We start from the raw sequence: 16,094 nt of genomic DNA on the forward strand, positions 1-16,094 counted from the left end.
AAGTCCCTCACCAACCGGTATCTCGTCCTCGCGGCCCTCGCCGACGGGCCGAGCACCATCCGGAGGCCCCTGCACTCCCGCGACTCCGCGCTGATGGTCGCAGCCCTGCGCGACCTCGGCGCCGTCATCGACGAGATTCCGGGGGACGGTGACTTCGGTCCGGACCTGCACGTCTCACCCCTCCGGACCGGCACGGGCGACGGACGGGCCCGCGCGGTCGACTGCGGCCTCGCCGGCACCGTCATGCGCTTCGTCCCCCCGCTGGCCGGCCTCGTCGAGGGGACCACGACCTTCGACGGCGACCCGCACGCACGCCGCCGTCCCATGGGCAGCATCATCGCCGCCCTCCGAGGACTCGGCATTGCGGTCGACGACGACGGCGCCGACTCCCTGCCCTTCGCGGTGCAGGGGAACGGGACGGTCCGGGGCGGGCACCTCGTCATCGACGCCTCGGCGTCCTCGCAGTTCGTGTCGGCCCTCCTGCTCGTGGGCGCCCGGTTCGCCGACGGGCTCCACCTCGAACACGTGGGCAAGCCGGTCCCCAGCCTCGACCACGTCCGGATGACGGTCGAGACCCTGAGGTCGGTCGGCGTATCCGTCGACGACACGGTGCCGAACCACTGGCGCGTCTCCCCGGGCCCCATCCGCGCCTTCGATGTCGCCGTGGAACCCGACCTGTCCAACGCCGGCCCCTTCCTGGCCGCGGCCGTGGTCACGGGCGGGACGGTCCGCGTACGCAACTGGCCCCGGGGCACCACCCAGGTCGGCGACGCGTGGCGGCGCATCCTCCCCCTCATGGGAGCGGAGGCGGAACTCGACGGCGACGTGCTCACCGTGACGGGTGGAGCGGCCATCTCGGGAGGTGTGTTCGCCGACACCTCCGAGCTCGCCCCCACCGTCGCCGCCCTGTGCGCGCTGGCGGACTCGCCGTCGACGCTGACCGGCATCGCCCACCTCCGCGGCCACGAGACGGACCGCCTCGCGGCGCTCGTGGCGGAGATCAACGGACTCGGCGGCGACGCCGAGGAGACCGGGGACGGCCTCGTCATCCGACCCGCACCGCTCCACGGAGGAGTCTTCCGCACCTACGACGACCACCGGATGGCAACCGCCGGCGCGATCATCGGGCTGGCCGTCGACGGCGTCGAGGTGGAGAACATCGGCACCACGGCCAAGACCCTGCCGGAGTTCCCCGACCTCTGGGCGGTCGTCGCAGGCACGGCCGGCTCCCCGGACCCGACGGACGCGGTGGCACGGGCATGAGCGAGGCCGGCAACCGCCGCGGCTCGAGGGCCTGGGACGAGTCCGACGTCCGGATCCGGCCCAACAAGAAGGGCACGCGCCCCCGCACGAAGAACCGGCCCGCCTACGACGAGGCCGTGACGGGACGCGTGGTGACGGTCGACCGCGGGCGCTACACGACGGTGGTCGACGAGGACACCCCCGACGAGCGGATCGTCGTCGCGGCGCGCGCGCGCGAACTGCGGCGCAGCGCCGTCGTCGCCGGGGACCTCGTGGCCCTCGTCGGAGATCTCTCCGGCGGCCCGGACTCTCTCGCGCGCCTCGTACGGATCGAGGACCGCCGGACCGTCCTGCGCCGGAGCGCCGACGACACCGATCCCGTGGAACGCGTCGTCGTCGCCAACGCGGACCAGCTCGTGATCGTCGTCGCTGCGGCCAACCCGGAGCCGAGGACGGGCTTCATCGACCGCGCGCTCGTGGCCGCCTACGACGCCGGTATCGAGCCGCTGCTGTGCATCACGAAAGCCGACCTCCGCGACCCCGCCCCGCTGCTCGCCAACTACGAGCACCTCGACCTCCGCGTGATCATCAGCCGGACGGACGAGGGCGTGGGGATCGAGGCGACCTCCGACGACGGCGAGTCGGCGCGCCTCTCCTCCGGCGCGGTCGACGCCCTGCGCGACGAGCTGGACGGCCAGGTGAGCGTGCTGCTCGGCCATTCGGGCGTCGGGAAGTCCACCATGGTCAATGCGCTGACCGGGTCCACACGCGCCACGGGGGGCGTCAACGCGGTGACCGGGCGGGGCCGGCACACGTCGTCGTCCGCCCTCGCTCTGAAGGCGGCCGACGCCGCCCCGGGCACCTGGATCATCGACACCCCGGGCATCCGCTCGTTCGGACTCGCCCACGTGGACGCCGACCGCATCCTCAAGGCCTTTCCGGACCTCGAACCGGGCACGGAACGCTGCGAGCGGGGCTGCCGCCACGACGGCCAGGCGGTCGACTGCGGACTGGACAGCTATGTCGCGGAAGGACTGGCCGGTGAGTCCGGGCCGGTCCGCCTCGCGTCCCTCCGACGCCTCCTCAACGCCGGAATGGCCGACCCGCGGGGCAGTGCCCATGACGCCAAGGAACTGGGGCAGCAGTGATCCGCCCGATCACTGGTAGGCTGGGTGCTGTTGTTGTTTGCGCATTAAATTTCAAGCCTTGACCCTCCACCTGGAGTTCGACAGCTTTTGACGATAAGCGGGTAACGAACACCACGATGAGCGCCCGAACGTCGGAACGCTCTCCCAGGTTAGGAAATACATCATGGCTTCAGGCACAGTGAAATGGTTCAACGCCGAAAAGGGCTTCGGCTTCATCGCTCCCGACGACGGAGGCGCTGACGTGTTCGCCCACTTCTCCGCGATCAACTCGAGCGGCTACCGCTCCCTCGAAGAGAACCAGAAGGTCAACTTCGAGACCACCCAGGGACCCAAGGGCCCCCAGGCCGAGAACATCACCGTTCTCTGATTCTCCCCGTGCCGCTCTGCGGCGCCGGACAGGAAGCCACCGCGCGGCGCGAGCCCGCGGTGGCTTTCTGCTGTCACGGCCCTCCCGTCCCGCGTCCCCGTGCCCGATGCGCCACCCAGACGATAGGTTGATGGATATGAGTTTCACGCAGGGCTACAACGACGATCTCCGTCTCGCCCACATCATGGCCGATTCGGTCGACGACCAGACCATGTCGCGCTTCAAGGCACTCGACCTCCGCATCGAGACCAAACCGGACCTCACCCCGGTCACCGACGCGGACAAGAGCGCGGAGGAGGCGATCCGGGGCCAGCTCTCGCGTGCCCGCCCCCGTGACGCCGTGCTCGGCGAGGAGTTCGGCAGTACCGGGTCCGGTTCCCGCCGCTGGGTCATCGATCCGATCGACGGCACCAAGAACTTCGTGCGCGGCGTGCCCGTCTGGGCCACCCTGATCTCCCTGATCGACGAGGGCAGGCCCGTGGTCGGCGTCGTCAGCGCGCCCGCCCTGGGCAAACGCTGGTGGGCGGCCGAGGGTACCGGCGCGTACACCGGGAAGTCCCTCGCGGCGGCGCAACGCCTGCGGGTGTCCAACGTCTCCCGGCTCGAGGATGCCTCGCTGTCCTACTCCAGCCTGTCCGGCTGGCGCGAGCGCGGGGCGCTCGCCGAGTTCGTCAACCTGACGGACCGGGTCTGGCGCACGAGGGCGTACGGGGACTTCTGGTCCTACTGCCTCGTGGCCGAGGGCGCCGTCGACGTCGCCTGCGAGCCCGAACTGAACCTGCACGACATGGCGGCGCTCGTCCCCATCGTCACGGAGGCGGGGGGACGCTTCACCTCCCTGGACGGCGAGGACGGCCCGTTCGGCGGCAACGCCCTGGCGACGAACGGCACCCTGCACAGCGAGGTCCTGCGGACCCTCAACCCGGACGTGGATGACCTGCTCTAGCCGCGCAGTCCTCCGGCCGCAGGCCATCCGGTGAGTTCCGGCCCTCGGCTCGACGAGCAACGGCGCCTGGAGATGGCGCGCGCCTACCTCTCCGGAGCAGGCCGCTACGACCGTGTCCGTCCCGGGTATCCCGCACCGGTCGCGGACTGGATCGTGCCGGAGAACGCCCGTCGCGCGGCGGACATCGGCGCCGGGACCGGTCTCTTCACGGCCCTCCTGGCGCAGCGCGGACTCGAGGTGGCGGCAGTCGACCCGTCCGAGGACATGCTGGCCGTCCTCTCGGCGCGCCTGCCCGGTGTACCCGTGGTGCAGGGCACCGCGGAGGAGTCCACACTGCCCGACAGGTCCGTCGACCTGCTCACGCTGGCGCAGACGTGGCACTGGTGCGACCATCCCGCCGCGCTCCGCGAGGCCGCTCGGGTCCTGGTGCCGGGCGGACGCCTGGCACTGGTGTGGAACCAGCTCGACGTCTCGCTCCCCTGGGTGCACCGCCTGTCCCGCATCATGCATGCGGGGGACGTCTACTCGCCCGCGTACCGGCCCGACCTCGGAGCCGCCTTCGGGCCGCCGGAGGACCTCGTGGTGCACTGGGCCCAGGAGCTGCCGGTCGCCGACGTCCTCGACCTCGCGAGGTCGCGGAGCTACTACCAGCGCGCCACACCGGCGCTCCGGGCGCGCGTGGAGTCGAATCTGCGCTGGTACCTCACCGACTACCTCGCCTTCGACCCGGCGGCCACCATCAGGATCCCGTACTACACCCACGCATGGCGCGCCTCCCTGTCGACCCCCTAGATTTCGGCATGCCTAAACGCTACTTTTAGGTATGCCTCCCACCCAGTGCGGACGGACGCACCCCGCGGCGACCGCGTGGTGCGTCGCCGCGGCGTTCCTGCTCGGGGGCTGCGCCGTCGATACGGCGCCGGCCGCCGGGACGGACGCACGACCCCTGGTCCTCACGACCTTCTCCGTGCTCGCCGACCTCGCCGACACGGTTGGTGGAGGGCACGTCCGCGTGGAGTCGATCACGAAGATCGGCGCCGAGATCCACGGCTACGAGCCGACGCCCTCCGATCTCGTCCGGGCACAGGACGCGGACCTCATCCTGGACAACGGGCTCGGCCTCGAGCGCTGGTTCGAGCGCTTCCTGTACTCCGTCGACGCCCCGCACGTGGTGCTGTCGGACGGCGTCGAACCGGTCGACATCCGGTCAGGGGACTACACCGGCCGGGCGAACCCGCACGCCTGGATGTCGCCCCTCGCGGCGCAGACCTATGTCGACAACACCGTGGCGGCGCTCGCCGGCCTGGCTCCGGAGCACGCCGCCGACTTCGAGGCCAACGGCCGCCGGCTGAAGGAGGACCTCGCAGGGCTCCTCGCGGGGTTCCGCGAGGAGCTCGCCGCCCTCGACGTCGCCGCACTCGTGACCTGCGAGGGTGCCTTCTCGTACCTCGCACGGGACGCCGGCCTGGAGGAGGCCTTCCTCTGGCCGGTCAACGCGGACGCCGAGGGCACGCCGCGGCAGATCAGGGACGTCATCGGATTCGTCGAGGAGAACGACGTGCCGACCGTCTTCTGCGAATCGACGGTCAATCCCTCGGCGCAGGAGCAGGTCGCCCTCGCCACGGGCACGGAACTCGGCGGCATGCTCTACGTCGACTCGCTGTCGGAAGCCGGTGGGCCGGTACCGACGTTCGTCGATCTCATCCGCCACGACCTCGAGACGATCACGGAAGGACTCTCGCGATGACGGCCTCTGCCGCCCCGTCCACCCGGCGGGCACTCGACGTCCGCAACCTCGGGGTGCGCTACGGGGAGGTCCAGGCGCTCGACGACGTCTCCATGACCCTCGACGCGGCACGGATCTGCGGACTCATCGGCGTCAACGGCTCGGGCAAGTCGACGCTGTTCAAGGCGCTCATGGGGCTGCTGGTCCCGGGGACCGGAAGCGTCGAGCTGTTCGGCAGGTCCGCTGCGAGCGCCCGGAAGCAGGGCCTCGCGGCCTACATGCCGCAGGCCGAGGAGGTGGACTGGACCTTCCCCGTCTCCGTCTCCGACGTCGTCGCCATGGGCCTGTACGGGCGGCTCGGGCCCTCCCGCCGTCTGCGCGCACCGGACCGCGCGGCCGTCGAGGACGCGCTCGGACGCGTGGGCCTGGCCGACCTCAGGAGGCGCCAGATCGGCCAGTTGTCGGGTGGCCAGCGCAAGCGGGTCTTCATCGCCCGCAGCATCGCCCAGGACGCACGGCTGCTGCTGCTCGACGAGCCCTTCGCCGGTGTCGACCAGGCGAGCGAGCGCACCATGACCGCACTCCTGAAGACACTGCGGGACGAGGGGCGGTCGGTGCTGGTGTCGACCCACGACCTCGCGGGCGTGCCCGAGCTGTGCGACGAAGCGGTCCTCCTGCACCGTCGCGTGCTCGCGCAGGGCGATCCCTCGCTCGTGCTGACCCACGGGAACCTGGCACGCGCCTTCGGTCCCGCGCCGTCCACCACGACGGTGCGCTCCGCCGCCTCCGCCGCTCCGGACGGGGGGTCCTGACCATGGAGATCGTCACCTTCCTGCTCGAGCCCCTGCAGTACGGCTTCCTCACCCGGGCCCTCGCCGTCACCCTCGCCGCCGCCGTCGTGGCCGCCGTCCTCTCCTGCTGGCTCATCCTCATGGGGTGGTCGCTCATGGGCGATGCCGTGTCCCACGCCGTCCTGCCCGGCGTGGCCCTCGCCTACATCCTCGGCATCCCCTTCTCCATCGGCGCCTTCGTCTTCGGCGCGGGGGCGGTGGCGCTCATCGGGATCGTCCGGTCCACCACCAAGCTGAAGGCGGACACCGTGATCGGCGTGGTGTTCACCGCACTTTTCGCCACCGGGCTGGCCATCGTCTCCGCCACGCCGTCGCAGATCGACCTGATGCACATCCTCTTCGGCAACGTCCTCGGCGTGTCCGCCGGTGACGTGTGGCAGGTCCTCCTCCTGGGCCTGCTGACCCTCGCCATCCTGCTGTTCAAGCGGCGCGACCTCACCCTGCTCGCCTTCGACCGCACGCACGCCCACGTGATCGGGCTCAACACACGACTGCTGTCCGCACTGCTGCTCGGCCTGCTCGCGCTCACCGTCGTCGTCGGGCTCCAGGCCGTCGGGATCATCCTCGTCGTGGCCATGCTCATCACGCCCGGCGCCACGGCGTTCCTGCTGTCCCGCAGCTTCGACCGCATGCTGGTGATCGCCGTCGTGCTGACCGTCACCGCCTCCCTGGCGGGCGTCTACGCCAGCTACTACCTCGACATCTCCACGGGCGCCGCCGTGGTGCTCTGCCAGGCGATCGTCTTCGCCGTGGTCTACCTCTTCGCGCGTCCCGACGGCGTGATCTGGCAGGCACGACGGCGCCGCACCGCCGCGCGGACCCGTACCGGACACACCCGGGCCGGACGGAACCGCACCGGGGCAGCCGCCGTCGGCCCGGCCCCGGCGCAGGCCGGCTCCGGCACGGCCCCGTCCGCGTCCGATCCCCCACTGCCCGCGTCCGGCCCTTCGGTGCGAGGGGACGCCTGATGGCGGGCCGCAGGGGCGCCGTCCTCAGCATCGAATCCACGAGCGTGCAGGACTACGTCAAGGCCATCTACGCATTCACCGAATGGCAGGGCGACGCCGTCACGGCCACCCACCTCGCGACGCGACTCTCGGTCGCCAACTCCTCCGTGACCGGGATGGTCGCCAAGCTGGTGGACCTCGGACTCGCCGACCACCGCAAGTACGGGCCCATCGGCCTCACACCCTCCGGGCGGGCGCTGGCCCTCGCGATGGTCCGCAGGCACCGGCTCATCGAGACATTCCTCGTCACCGCGCTGGGCTACGGGTGGGACGAGGTGCACGACGAGGCGGAACTGCTCGAGCACACCGTCTCCGACGCCTTCGTCGAGCGGCTCGACGCGAAGCTGGGCCACCCGCGCCGGGACCCGCACGGGGACCCGATCCCGGCGGCGGACGGCACGGTCCTGTACCCGAGGGCATACCGGCTCGACAGGCTCGACGACGGACACGCCGGCAGGCTGGTGCGCGTGAGCGACGACGACCCGGAGGTGCTGCGCTTCCTCGACCGCAGCGGCATCTCGCTCGACGACGACCTGCAGCTGACCCGCCGTCGCGCAGGGTCCCAGCTGGAGCTCCGCCACGGCACGGCCGCCTCCTCCCGGGACCTCGCCGTCGATCCGGCAGTGGCCGGAGCGCTCTGGATCGAGAGCACCGTACCCCATCAGGACTGCGCCATCGACGCCGGGGCCTCCTGATCGGGACCGGGTGCAGGAGGGACCGGCCCGGGGTCCTCGTCGCGGCGCCGGATCGCTCCTCCCCCGTGCCGCTCCTAGACTGGTCGACATGCCACGTGCCTGCAGTCCCGGCCGTCCCTGCCCGCCTCGTCCGCTGAACCTCACGAACGGAGTCCATCCATGACCACTCTCGGACTGGAGGAGGAGTACCTGCTCCTCGAACCGGAGACAGGGCTGCCCGCCCACCGCGCCGACGAGGTGGAGGGGTTGCTCGAAGCGACGCCGGAGGTCGGCAGGGACGACATCCAGCGCGAGCTGCTGTCCTGCCAGATCGAGACGGCCACCCCTGTGTGCGACACGCTGACCCAGGCCGAGGAGTCACTCCTGAACTTCCGCAGGAAGCTCGCGGACGCAGCGGCCGACACCGGGATCCTCGGCGCGGCCACCGGGACCTCGCCCTGGATGCGGCAGGCGTATCCCGAACTGACCGACAAGCAGCGCTACGAGGACCTGCGCGCCAGCGCCCCCGGCATCGTGGGCGACCAGTTCGTCAACGGGCTGCACGTGCACGTCGGCATCCCCGACCCCGAGCGCGGCGTCCAGGCACTCAACCGCATCCGTCCCTGGATCCCGCTGCTCACCGCCCTCAGCGTCAATTCGCCCTACTGGCTGGGACGGGACAGCGGCTTCGGGAGCTGGCGCGTGGTGCACTACCGCCGCTGGGCCGTCCAGGGCGTGGCGCCGTGGTTCGCGGATGCGGCCGACTACGAGCGCCGCATCACGCGCCTCGGTGCGAGCGGTGCGATCCTGGACCGCGGGGTCCTCACCTGGGTGGCACGCCTGTCGGACCACTACCCCACCCTCGAGCTCAGGGCATGCGACGTGCAGCTCGAGGCGCAGGACTCCGTCCTCCTCGGCGCACTCACGCGTGCGCTCGTCGTCACGGCCCTGCACGAGGCGGAGGCGGACGCCGCGCCGCTCGTCCCAGATCCCGAACTCCTGGACGCCGCCCTCTGGCAGGCCGCCCGCGACGGGCTCACCGGCTCCCTCGTGGATCTCTCCACGGCGGAGCCCGTGCCCGCCCGGGCGCTCCTCGCGGATTTCCTGGAGCACGTCGGCCCGGCCCTCGACGCCGAGGGCGACACGGACTGGGTGCGTGCCGGTCTGGCGACGATCGCGGACAGGGGCACGGGAGCTGACCGCCAGCGGCGGGCCATGCGCGACGGCGGCAGCGACGCACTGCTGGACCTGTACGGGCGGACCCTCACCTACGAGCCGTAGGCGGGGCCCCGCCCGCTCCGGCGGGCGGGGACCGGTCTAGGATCGCGCGGCGCGGAGCTCGATGAGGAGCGACTGCTCGGGCAGCAGCACGGGAGCCTGCAGGCCTGCCTGCGCCAGGACCCGCCCGGACAGCCGGAGCGGTTCGCCGTCGAGCGCCGAGCGGAGCCAGGCGAGCGCCGACTGGCCGTTCCCCGGCTGTCCCTCCTCGGGGACTGCGAGCTGCACGGAGTACAGCGTGTCGGCCTCCAGCCCCGGAAAGGTCAGCCGCCCGGGCGGGTAGCTCGCGCTCGAGCCCGTCAGCGTGTAGGCGAACAGGGCCCGCTGCCGGTCCTCGGAGACGATACCGCGCAGGTCCATGGCGGGATCCACGAGATCCGCGTGCACGACGGCGCCGCGGTGCAGGTCGTCGCGCCAGGACCGGTGGAGCCCGGCATAGCGCCCGAGTACCTCGTACTCCCCGTCCGTCAGGTCGGAGATGTCCCATTCGATGCCGTAGTGGCCGAAGATGGCGGTCGCTGCCCGGAAGGGCAGCGTATGGGCCCGCCCGGTCGAGTGGGAGACCGGGCCGCCGACGTGCATCCCCAGCAGTTCGGGCGGCACCACGAGGCCCGTGTACTTCTGATTGACGAGCCGCTCGATCGGATCGATGCAGTCGCTGGTCCAGATGCGGTCCGTCCGGGCGAGGATGCCGAGGTCGACGCGGGCTCCACCCGAGGCGCAGCTCTCGATCTCGAGGCCGGGGTGCCGGAGGCGCAGTTCGTCGAGCAGGCGGTACAGCGCCTCGACGTGCCGGTGGACGGCGGCGTGCCCCGTCCGGGCATCCGCCGCCTCGAGCAGGTCCCGGTTGTGGTCCCACTTCACGTACGCGATGTCGTTCGCGGTCAGGATGTCGTCGAGGCGTTCGAGGATGTACGCGTAGGCGTCGGGATGGCCCAGGTTCAGGACCTGCTGCTGCCGCCCGGGCAACGGCAGGCGTCCCTCGGGCTGCAGGATCCAGTCCGGATGCGCCCGCGCCAGGTCGGAGTCGGGGTTGACCATCTCCGGTTCGAACCAGAGGCCGAACTCCATGCCCAGGCCCCGCACGTGGTCGATGATGGGGGCCAGCCCGTCGGGCCACACCGTCTCGTCGACGTACCAGTCCCCCAGGCTCGACGTGTCGTCGCGCCGTCCGCGGAACCAGCCGTCGTCGAGCACGAACCGTTCGACGCCGAGGGAGGCCGCGCGGTCCGCGAGCGCCTGCAGGCGCGGCAGGTCGAGATCGAAGTAGACGGCCTCCCAGGTGTTGAGGGTGACCGGACGAGGACGCTGCGGATGGGACGCCCTCGACCGGACGTCGCGGTGGAAGCGGCCGGACAGTTCGTTGAGGCCGTCTCCCCAGGAGCCGATCGCCTCGGGCGTGGAGTAGCTCCCACCGGGTGCGAGCACCACCTCGCGGGGCGACAGGACCTCCCCTGCCGCCAGGAAGGCCTGCCCGGCCGGCGTCTTCTCCACGAGCACCTCCTGGTTGCCGCTCCATGCGAGGTGGATGCCCTGCACCAGGCCGTGCTCGAAGCCGAAGCCCTTCGCCCCTGCCGCGAGGAGCACCGTCGCATCGGCACCGGGGCGGCCGCGTCGGCTCGCCCGCGCATAGGTGCCGGTCGTCAGCTCGTGCCGCTGCGGCGACCGCTCCCGGAGATGGCGCCCCGTCGTGTCGAGGACCTCGGCGGCGATGGGGTGCAGCGGGAAGAAGGTCCTGAGCGAACGCACCTCGTACTCGTCGTCGCCCGTGTTGGTGAGGACGAGCCGCTGAGTGAGGAGGCCCGACGCGGTCAGGCCCACGTGCACGGTCAGGGCGAGCCCGGCGCCGTCGTCACGTGCCTCGATCACCACCCCGCCGTCGTGCCGGGACTCTCCGGCGACCACCGTGAAGCGCGGATACAGGTGGGCTCCCCCGCGGTCCCCGGTGAGGCCGGGTGTGCCCTGCCATCCTGCGGACTCGAGGGGCAGGAGGGTCAGCCGGGCCGGGACGTCGATGCCGCCGGACACGCGCTGCGGCTGCTGGGCGGCGACGACGGCCGACAACTCGTCGGCGGAGAGGTCACCGAGGGCAGGACCCCAGTAGGCGAGGACCGGCAGGCCGTGCGGATGGGGCTCGAGCACCACGCTCGTACCGCCGCGCGAGAGATGGAGTGGAGAGGAGGTCATGATTCTTTTTATCGCGAAACTAAGTAGGCGGCAAGCACGCCCTACCGCTCGCGCGTGTCACGCCGGAGAAGGCCGACGATCAGGCACAGGAGCCCGAGCAGCAGTGGCACCAGGGTGAAGAGTGTGTGCGTGCCGCCCAGGTAGCTCATGACGAAGATGTACACGAACGTCCCCCCGACGAGGATCCAGCCGAGCACGATCAGGGCCCGTCCCCGATGGGGCGGCGGCAGTGGCGGGAGCCACGACGGCGGCCTGTCAGTCCAGCTCATCGCCCAAGTGTAGTTCGCGCTCCGGCGTACAGGAGGAGCGCAGAGGACGGTGCACCGGAGGTGCTCAGTAGGACGGCGCTGCCGGCAGGCTCATGTACTGCTCCAGCGTCCTTAGTCCGTGGGTGCGCATCTCCGAGGCGACCGTCGGCCCGACGTAGCGCAGGTGCCACGGCTCGTACGCGTAGCCGGTGACCGGGGTCTGGCCCTGGGGGTAGCGGACGATGAACCCGTAGCGCCATGCGTTCTGGGCCGCCCAGGCTCCGGCGGGAGTTCCTGCGAAGCATTCCTGCAGCCCGCAGGCCCCGTTGGCGTTGCCGATGTCGATCGCGAGACCGGTCTGGTGCTCGCTGAATCCCGGGCGGGCGGAGATCAGGTCGGCCGCCGTTTGGCCATAGAGGTCGACGTACGAGGCGTAGAGGGAGGCCTGCGTGTCGTAGGAGCGGTAGCCGCTGACCGGGACCATGGCGATGCCGCCGGCCCGCGCGTCCGCGAGGAGGCGGGAGAACTGCTGGGCGGCGTCGCTCCGGAGCAGTGGTCCCCCGACGTCCACGAGCGGACCGGGGACGTGACGCGCCGGGTTCAGCTGCCGCCGCTTGTTGACCACGACGACGACCGACGCCGCGACGTCGATGTCCCGGAACACCCGGGCCCCACCGGCTGCGGTCCACGAGATCCTGCCCCGCTGGTAGGCCTGACTGCAGGTGCCGCCGGAGCAGGACTCGTTCGACACGGGATAGCCGAGGGCACCGTTCTCGTAACCGGTGGCGGCCCACGCCGCCCGGATCCCGCCGATGGAGATCCTCGCTCCCGTGGCGGGCGACCAGATGATCGCCCCGCCCTGGTAGTTCTGGTAGCAGCCGCCGCCGCGCAGCCCGCAGACCTCGTTCGTGGTCGGGTAGCCCAGTGCCCCGTTCTCGAATCCCGACGCGGCCCATGCGGTACGGATCCCACCCACGCTGATGCGGGCACCGGTGGCGGGAGACCAGACGATCGCCCCGCCCTGGAAGCTCTGGTAGCACCCTGCATTGCGCAGTCCGCAGATCTCCCCCGTGGTCGGGTACCCGAGCCCGCCGGTCTCGAACCCGTAGGAACGCCAGGTCTCGCGGATGGCACCCCACGAGGGGTGGGCTCCGGTGGCGGGCGACCAGACGATCGCGCCCCTCTGGTAGTTCCGGTAGCACCCTCCGCCCCGCAGTCCGCAGACCTCCGCGCTCGTCGGCGCACCGAGGTTCCCGCCGCTGCCGCCGAGCTCCGCGTACTTCGTCTCGATGGCTGTCGCCGCCTGAGCCGGGGGTGCGGTGGTGAGGCCACCGGCCACGAGGAGCACAGCGGACAGCAGAACGAGCAGATGCGCGAATACACGCCGCATGGGTAGCCCCTGGTCATCGAGTATCAGGTCAAGGGTAGGTCCGGCCACCGGAAGCGACAAGACCCGGAAGGGTGTTCCGTGGACACGACGAAGCGCCCCGCCGATGACCGGCGGGGCGCTTCGTGGTGGTGGAGATGGCGGGAATTGAACCCGCGTCCGATGCAGTGTAGTCAGGGCTTCTCCGGGCGCAGTTTGCGTCGGTTTTTCTCGGCTCCAGCCATCGTGCAAACAAGTGGCTGCCAAGCCCAGTTGTATAAGAGTCCCCCCGGTCCCTACAACGAGGACCGGGAGCAGTGGCCCTCTAAATGACGCCAGGATCCGGGGCGAGAGCGAACCCGGTCTGACGGACTAGCTAGGCTGCCTAGGCAGCGAGAGCGAAGTCAGTGCGCGATGATTTGGCACTTATTGTTTTACAAGGAGCGTTTACGAGATAACCCTGTATCCTCGGCCCGCTTCCCCTGTCGCGACTAACATCGTCGAAACCTGTCATCCCCATGTTCAGTTATCAAGTGATCCCTGCGCCGTTCCGCCGATGGCGGAGCGGTTCCTCAAGTCTACCCCACCGCCCGGGTGCGGCTCGGCGCTTCGCCCAGGGAGAACGCCTATCGCACCAGCGTGAGTCCGAGCACGACGACGGGCGACTGCCACAGCCGGACGACGACGAACGCGAGGAGGACGAAGGCGATGCCGAGTGCGGCCAGGGCCGTGGTCGCGGCCTGCTTCCGCCGGAAGCTCCACCAGAAGATCGCCGCGTTGAGCAGGATGAGCACCGGGGAGATCCAGACGAGGACCTGCGCGAAGAAGACGTAGACGAGGAAGACGAACGGGAGGAGGGAGAGGATTCCTGCGGGCACCACGATCAGCAGCAGGAGCAGGTCGACCAGTGCGCCGGCGGTCACCCACCACGGCCGCCTGTACCTCAGCTCCGAGGGCTCGCCTTCCTCGTCGTCGTCCTGCGCCGACCAGAAGACATCACTCACGCGCCCAGGTTCTTCTCACGCATGGCACGCAGCGCCTCGCGGTTGTCCTGCTTCTCGCGCAGGGTCTGGCGCTTGTCGTAGTCACGCTTGCCGCGGGCCACCGCGATCTCGACCTTGGCCCTGCCGTTCAGGAAGTAGAGCTGCAGAGGGACCAGGGTGAAGCCGGACTCGCGGATCTTCTGTGAGATCTTGGTGAGTTCCTCGCGGTGCAGGAGGAGTTTCCTCCTCCGGCGCGCGGCATGGTTGGTCCAGCTGCCCTGCGAGTACTCGGAGATGTGGATGCCCTCGAGCCAGAGCTCGTCGCCGTAGAAGATCGCGAAGCCGTCGACGAGGGAGGCGCGCCCCTGGCGCAGCGACTTCACCTCGGTGCCCATGAGTGCGATGCCGGCCTCGTAGGTGTCGAGCACGGCGTAGTCGTGGAAGGCCTTCCGATTGGTGGCCACCACTTTCCGGCCACTTTCCTTCGGCACGGCGATACTCCTTCTTGCGGCACTGCTGCGGACGGCGGTCCGCGGGAGGACAGTGCCTTCCATCCTACGACCTAGAGCAGGCCGATCGGATCCACGAGTGTGCCGTTCAGCATCGTCTCGAAGTGCAGGTGGCAGCCCGTCGAATTGCCGGTGGTCCCGGTGTAGCCGATCAGCTGGCCGGCGCTGACGCGCTGGCCCGGCGAGACCAGGAAGCTCGTCAGGTGGTAGAAGTTCGTGGCGAGTGCGTTGCCGCCCACGACGCCGTGGTTGAGGACGATCCGGTTGCCCGCGCCCGGCAGGACGTTCGAGTCCGCGTACCAGACCTCGCCGGCGGCGGGGGCGTAGAGCGGCGTCCCGCAGCCCACACCGTAGTCGATCCCCGTGTGCGTGTAGCCGCCCGTGCCGTTGAAGTCGATGGTCCCCACCGGCGTCGGACGCCAGCCGAACCCGGAGGAGATCGGGCCGTTGACCGGGGAGTTCAGGCCGAACGAGCTGGGTGCCGTGGCCACCGGAGCCTGCACCTGCGGGACGACGGGCGCCACCGGGGCGGGCGCAACAGGTGCCGGTGCCGGCCGGTTGGCGGCCTCGGCCTCGGCTGCCAGCCGTGCCGATTCCGCCGCTGCGGCAGCTTCCGCCTCCGCGCGCAGGCGCGCTTCCTCCGCGCGGGCCGCTGCCTCGGCCTCGGCCTTCAGGCGCGCTTCCTCCGCCTTGCGGGCCTCCTCGATCTGGCGGCGCTGCCGCTCGGCGATGTCCGCGTTCACCTGCTGCTGGGCCTGCTCCACGCTCGCCAGCTTCGCCTCGATCACGGGCTTCTGCTCCTGCAGCGTCGCCGACAGGGCGGAGGTGTCCGCCACGAGCTTGTCCACCTTCGCCTTCTCGCCCGCTGCGGCGTCGCGGGCGGACTGCTCGGCGGCGAGCGCCGCGTCGGCCCGGTCCTTGAGCTTCGTGATCTCGGCCTCGACGGCGACCAGGCGGGCCTTGCTGTCGGCGTTGGTCGCGCTCTGCTCGGACAGGCGTTCCATGGCGGCGTTCTGGCTGCGCAGGGCCTGGTCCACCAGATCCATCGACTCGGTGAAGTCCTCGACCCCCTCCGCACCCAGGAGCAGGGACACGTTGGTGGGAATCCCGCCGTTCTTGTAGGCCTCGGTGGCGATCTGGCCGATGACCTCGCGGGTCTCCTCCATCTCCTGCTGGTCGGCGCGGAGTTCCTCGGTGATCTTGTTCCTGGTCTCCTGTGCGAGATCCACGCGGACCGCGAGGGCCTCGACCTCCCCCACCGCGGTCTCGACCTTGCCCTGGGCATCGGCGAGGGACTGCTGCGCCGCCGGCAACTGCCCCTGGTAGGTCTTCAGCGCGCCGATCGTCTCGGCGATGTCGGCGTCCAGGTACTCCATGGACTGCTGGACCTCGGTGATCTCGTTCTCGAGCGCACTCTTGCGGTCGTCGAGTTCGTCCGCGACGACGGGCGTGTTGAATCCGAGCGCGAGCGCGACGACGAGGGCGATCGAGGTGCCTGCGGTACCGCGGACGACGAAGGTCCTCGTGTCCTGCCGGGCCCACCAGGTTCCTGGTGGGCGCAC

At 70.6% G+C, this 16,094-nt stretch carries 16 protein-coding genes and 1 other RNA gene; 10 read left to right on the forward strand and 7 right to left on the reverse strand.

What is annotated here, in order from left to right:
- The 10 genes from aroA to CVO76_RS07550 form a co-directional block, all read left to right on the forward strand.
- On the forward strand, positions 1-1,263 hold a 1,263-nt coding region (gene aroA / locus CVO76_RS07505), incomplete at its 5' end, for a 3-phosphoshikimate 1-carboxyvinyltransferase (RefSeq protein WP_208741527.1).
- Positions 1,260-2,390, forward strand: a complete 1,131-nt coding sequence (gene rsgA, locus CVO76_RS07510; RefSeq protein ID WP_208741528.1) for a ribosome small subunit-dependent GTPase A — start codon at positions 1,260-1,262, stop codon at positions 2,388-2,390. The genes aroA and rsgA, both read left to right, overlap by 4 nt.
- Before the next feature lie 163 nt (positions 2,391-2,553).
- A complete protein-coding gene (locus CVO76_RS07515) occupies positions 2,554-2,757 on the forward strand; it encodes a cold-shock protein (RefSeq protein ID WP_133080889.1) in 204 nt (67 codons plus the stop codon).
- 136 nt (positions 2,758-2,893) lie between these two features.
- Positions 2,894-3,703, forward strand: coding sequence for a histidinol-phosphatase (hisN, locus tag CVO76_RS07520; protein ID WP_133080890.1), 810 nt, complete (start codon positions 2,894-2,896; stop codon positions 3,701-3,703).
- Between the two features lie 30 nt (positions 3,704-3,733).
- A complete protein-coding gene (locus CVO76_RS07525) occupies positions 3,734-4,495 on the forward strand; it encodes a class I SAM-dependent methyltransferase (RefSeq protein WP_244186263.1) in 762 nt (253 codons plus the stop codon).
- 31 nt (positions 4,496-4,526) lie between these two features.
- Positions 4,527-5,450, forward strand: a complete 924-nt coding sequence (locus CVO76_RS07530) for a metal ABC transporter substrate-binding protein (RefSeq protein ID WP_208741529.1) — start codon at positions 4,527-4,529, stop codon at positions 5,448-5,450.
- Entirely contained in the window at positions 5,447-6,241 is a 795-nt protein-coding gene (locus CVO76_RS07535; protein ID WP_208741530.1) for a metal ABC transporter ATP-binding protein, read from the forward strand. Before CVO76_RS07530 ends, CVO76_RS07535 begins: the two co-directional genes overlap by 4 nt.
- 2 nt (positions 6,242-6,243) lie before the next feature.
- Positions 6,244-7,248 (forward strand): metal ABC transporter permease, encoded by a 1,005-nt coding sequence (locus tag CVO76_RS07540; protein WP_208741531.1) that lies wholly within the window; start codon positions 6,244-6,246, stop codon positions 7,246-7,248.
- Positions 7,248-7,982: a metal-dependent transcriptional regulator gene (locus tag CVO76_RS07545; RefSeq protein ID WP_208741532.1), complete on the forward strand. Its 735-nt coding sequence runs from the start codon at positions 7,248-7,250 to the stop codon at positions 7,980-7,982. Before CVO76_RS07540 ends, CVO76_RS07545 begins: the two co-directional genes overlap by 1 nt.
- Positions 7,983-8,141: 159 nt before the next feature.
- Positions 8,142-9,242 (forward strand): carboxylate-amine ligase, encoded by a 1,101-nt coding sequence (locus CVO76_RS07550; RefSeq protein WP_133080895.1) that lies wholly within the window; start codon positions 8,142-8,144, stop codon positions 9,240-9,242.
- 36 nt (positions 9,243-9,278) lie between these two features.
- On the opposite strand, the gene CVO76_RS07555 is transcribed toward CVO76_RS07550, so the two are convergent.
- The 7 genes from CVO76_RS07555 to CVO76_RS17500 form a co-directional block, all read right to left on the reverse strand.
- A complete protein-coding gene (locus CVO76_RS07555) occupies positions 9,279-11,426 on the reverse strand; it encodes an alpha-galactosidase (protein WP_208741533.1) in 2,148 nt (715 codons plus the stop codon).
- 41 nt (positions 11,427-11,467) lie between these two features.
- Complete coding sequence (locus tag CVO76_RS07560; RefSeq protein WP_133080897.1) at positions 11,468-11,695, reverse strand: hypothetical protein; 228 nt, start codon at positions 11,693-11,695, stop codon at positions 11,468-11,470.
- Positions 11,696-11,759: 64 nt separating this feature from the next.
- A complete protein-coding gene (locus CVO76_RS17300; protein WP_244186264.1) occupies positions 11,760-13,064 on the reverse strand; it encodes a D-alanyl-D-alanine carboxypeptidase family protein in 1,305 nt (434 codons plus the stop codon).
- Positions 13,065-13,190: 126 nt separating this feature from the next.
- Positions 13,191-13,558: a transfer-messenger RNA gene (ssrA, locus tag CVO76_RS07570) on the reverse strand.
- A gap of 108 nt (positions 13,559-13,666) precedes the next feature.
- Complete coding sequence (locus tag CVO76_RS07575) at positions 13,667-14,044, reverse strand: hypothetical protein (RefSeq protein ID WP_133080899.1); 378 nt, start codon at positions 14,042-14,044, stop codon at positions 13,667-13,669.
- A complete protein-coding gene (gene smpB / locus CVO76_RS07580; protein WP_133080900.1) occupies positions 14,041-14,514 on the reverse strand; it encodes an SsrA-binding protein SmpB in 474 nt (157 codons plus the stop codon). Before smpB ends, CVO76_RS07575 begins: the two co-directional genes overlap by 4 nt.
- A gap of 71 nt (positions 14,515-14,585) precedes the next feature.
- A complete protein-coding gene (locus CVO76_RS17500; RefSeq protein ID WP_279628605.1) occupies positions 14,586-16,094 on the reverse strand; it encodes a M23 family metallopeptidase in 1,509 nt (502 codons plus the stop codon).

Source organism: Arthrobacter agilis (assembly GCF_002953615.1).
GTDB lineage: Bacteria > Actinomycetota > Actinomycetes > Actinomycetales > Micrococcaceae > Arthrobacter_D > Arthrobacter_D agilis_B.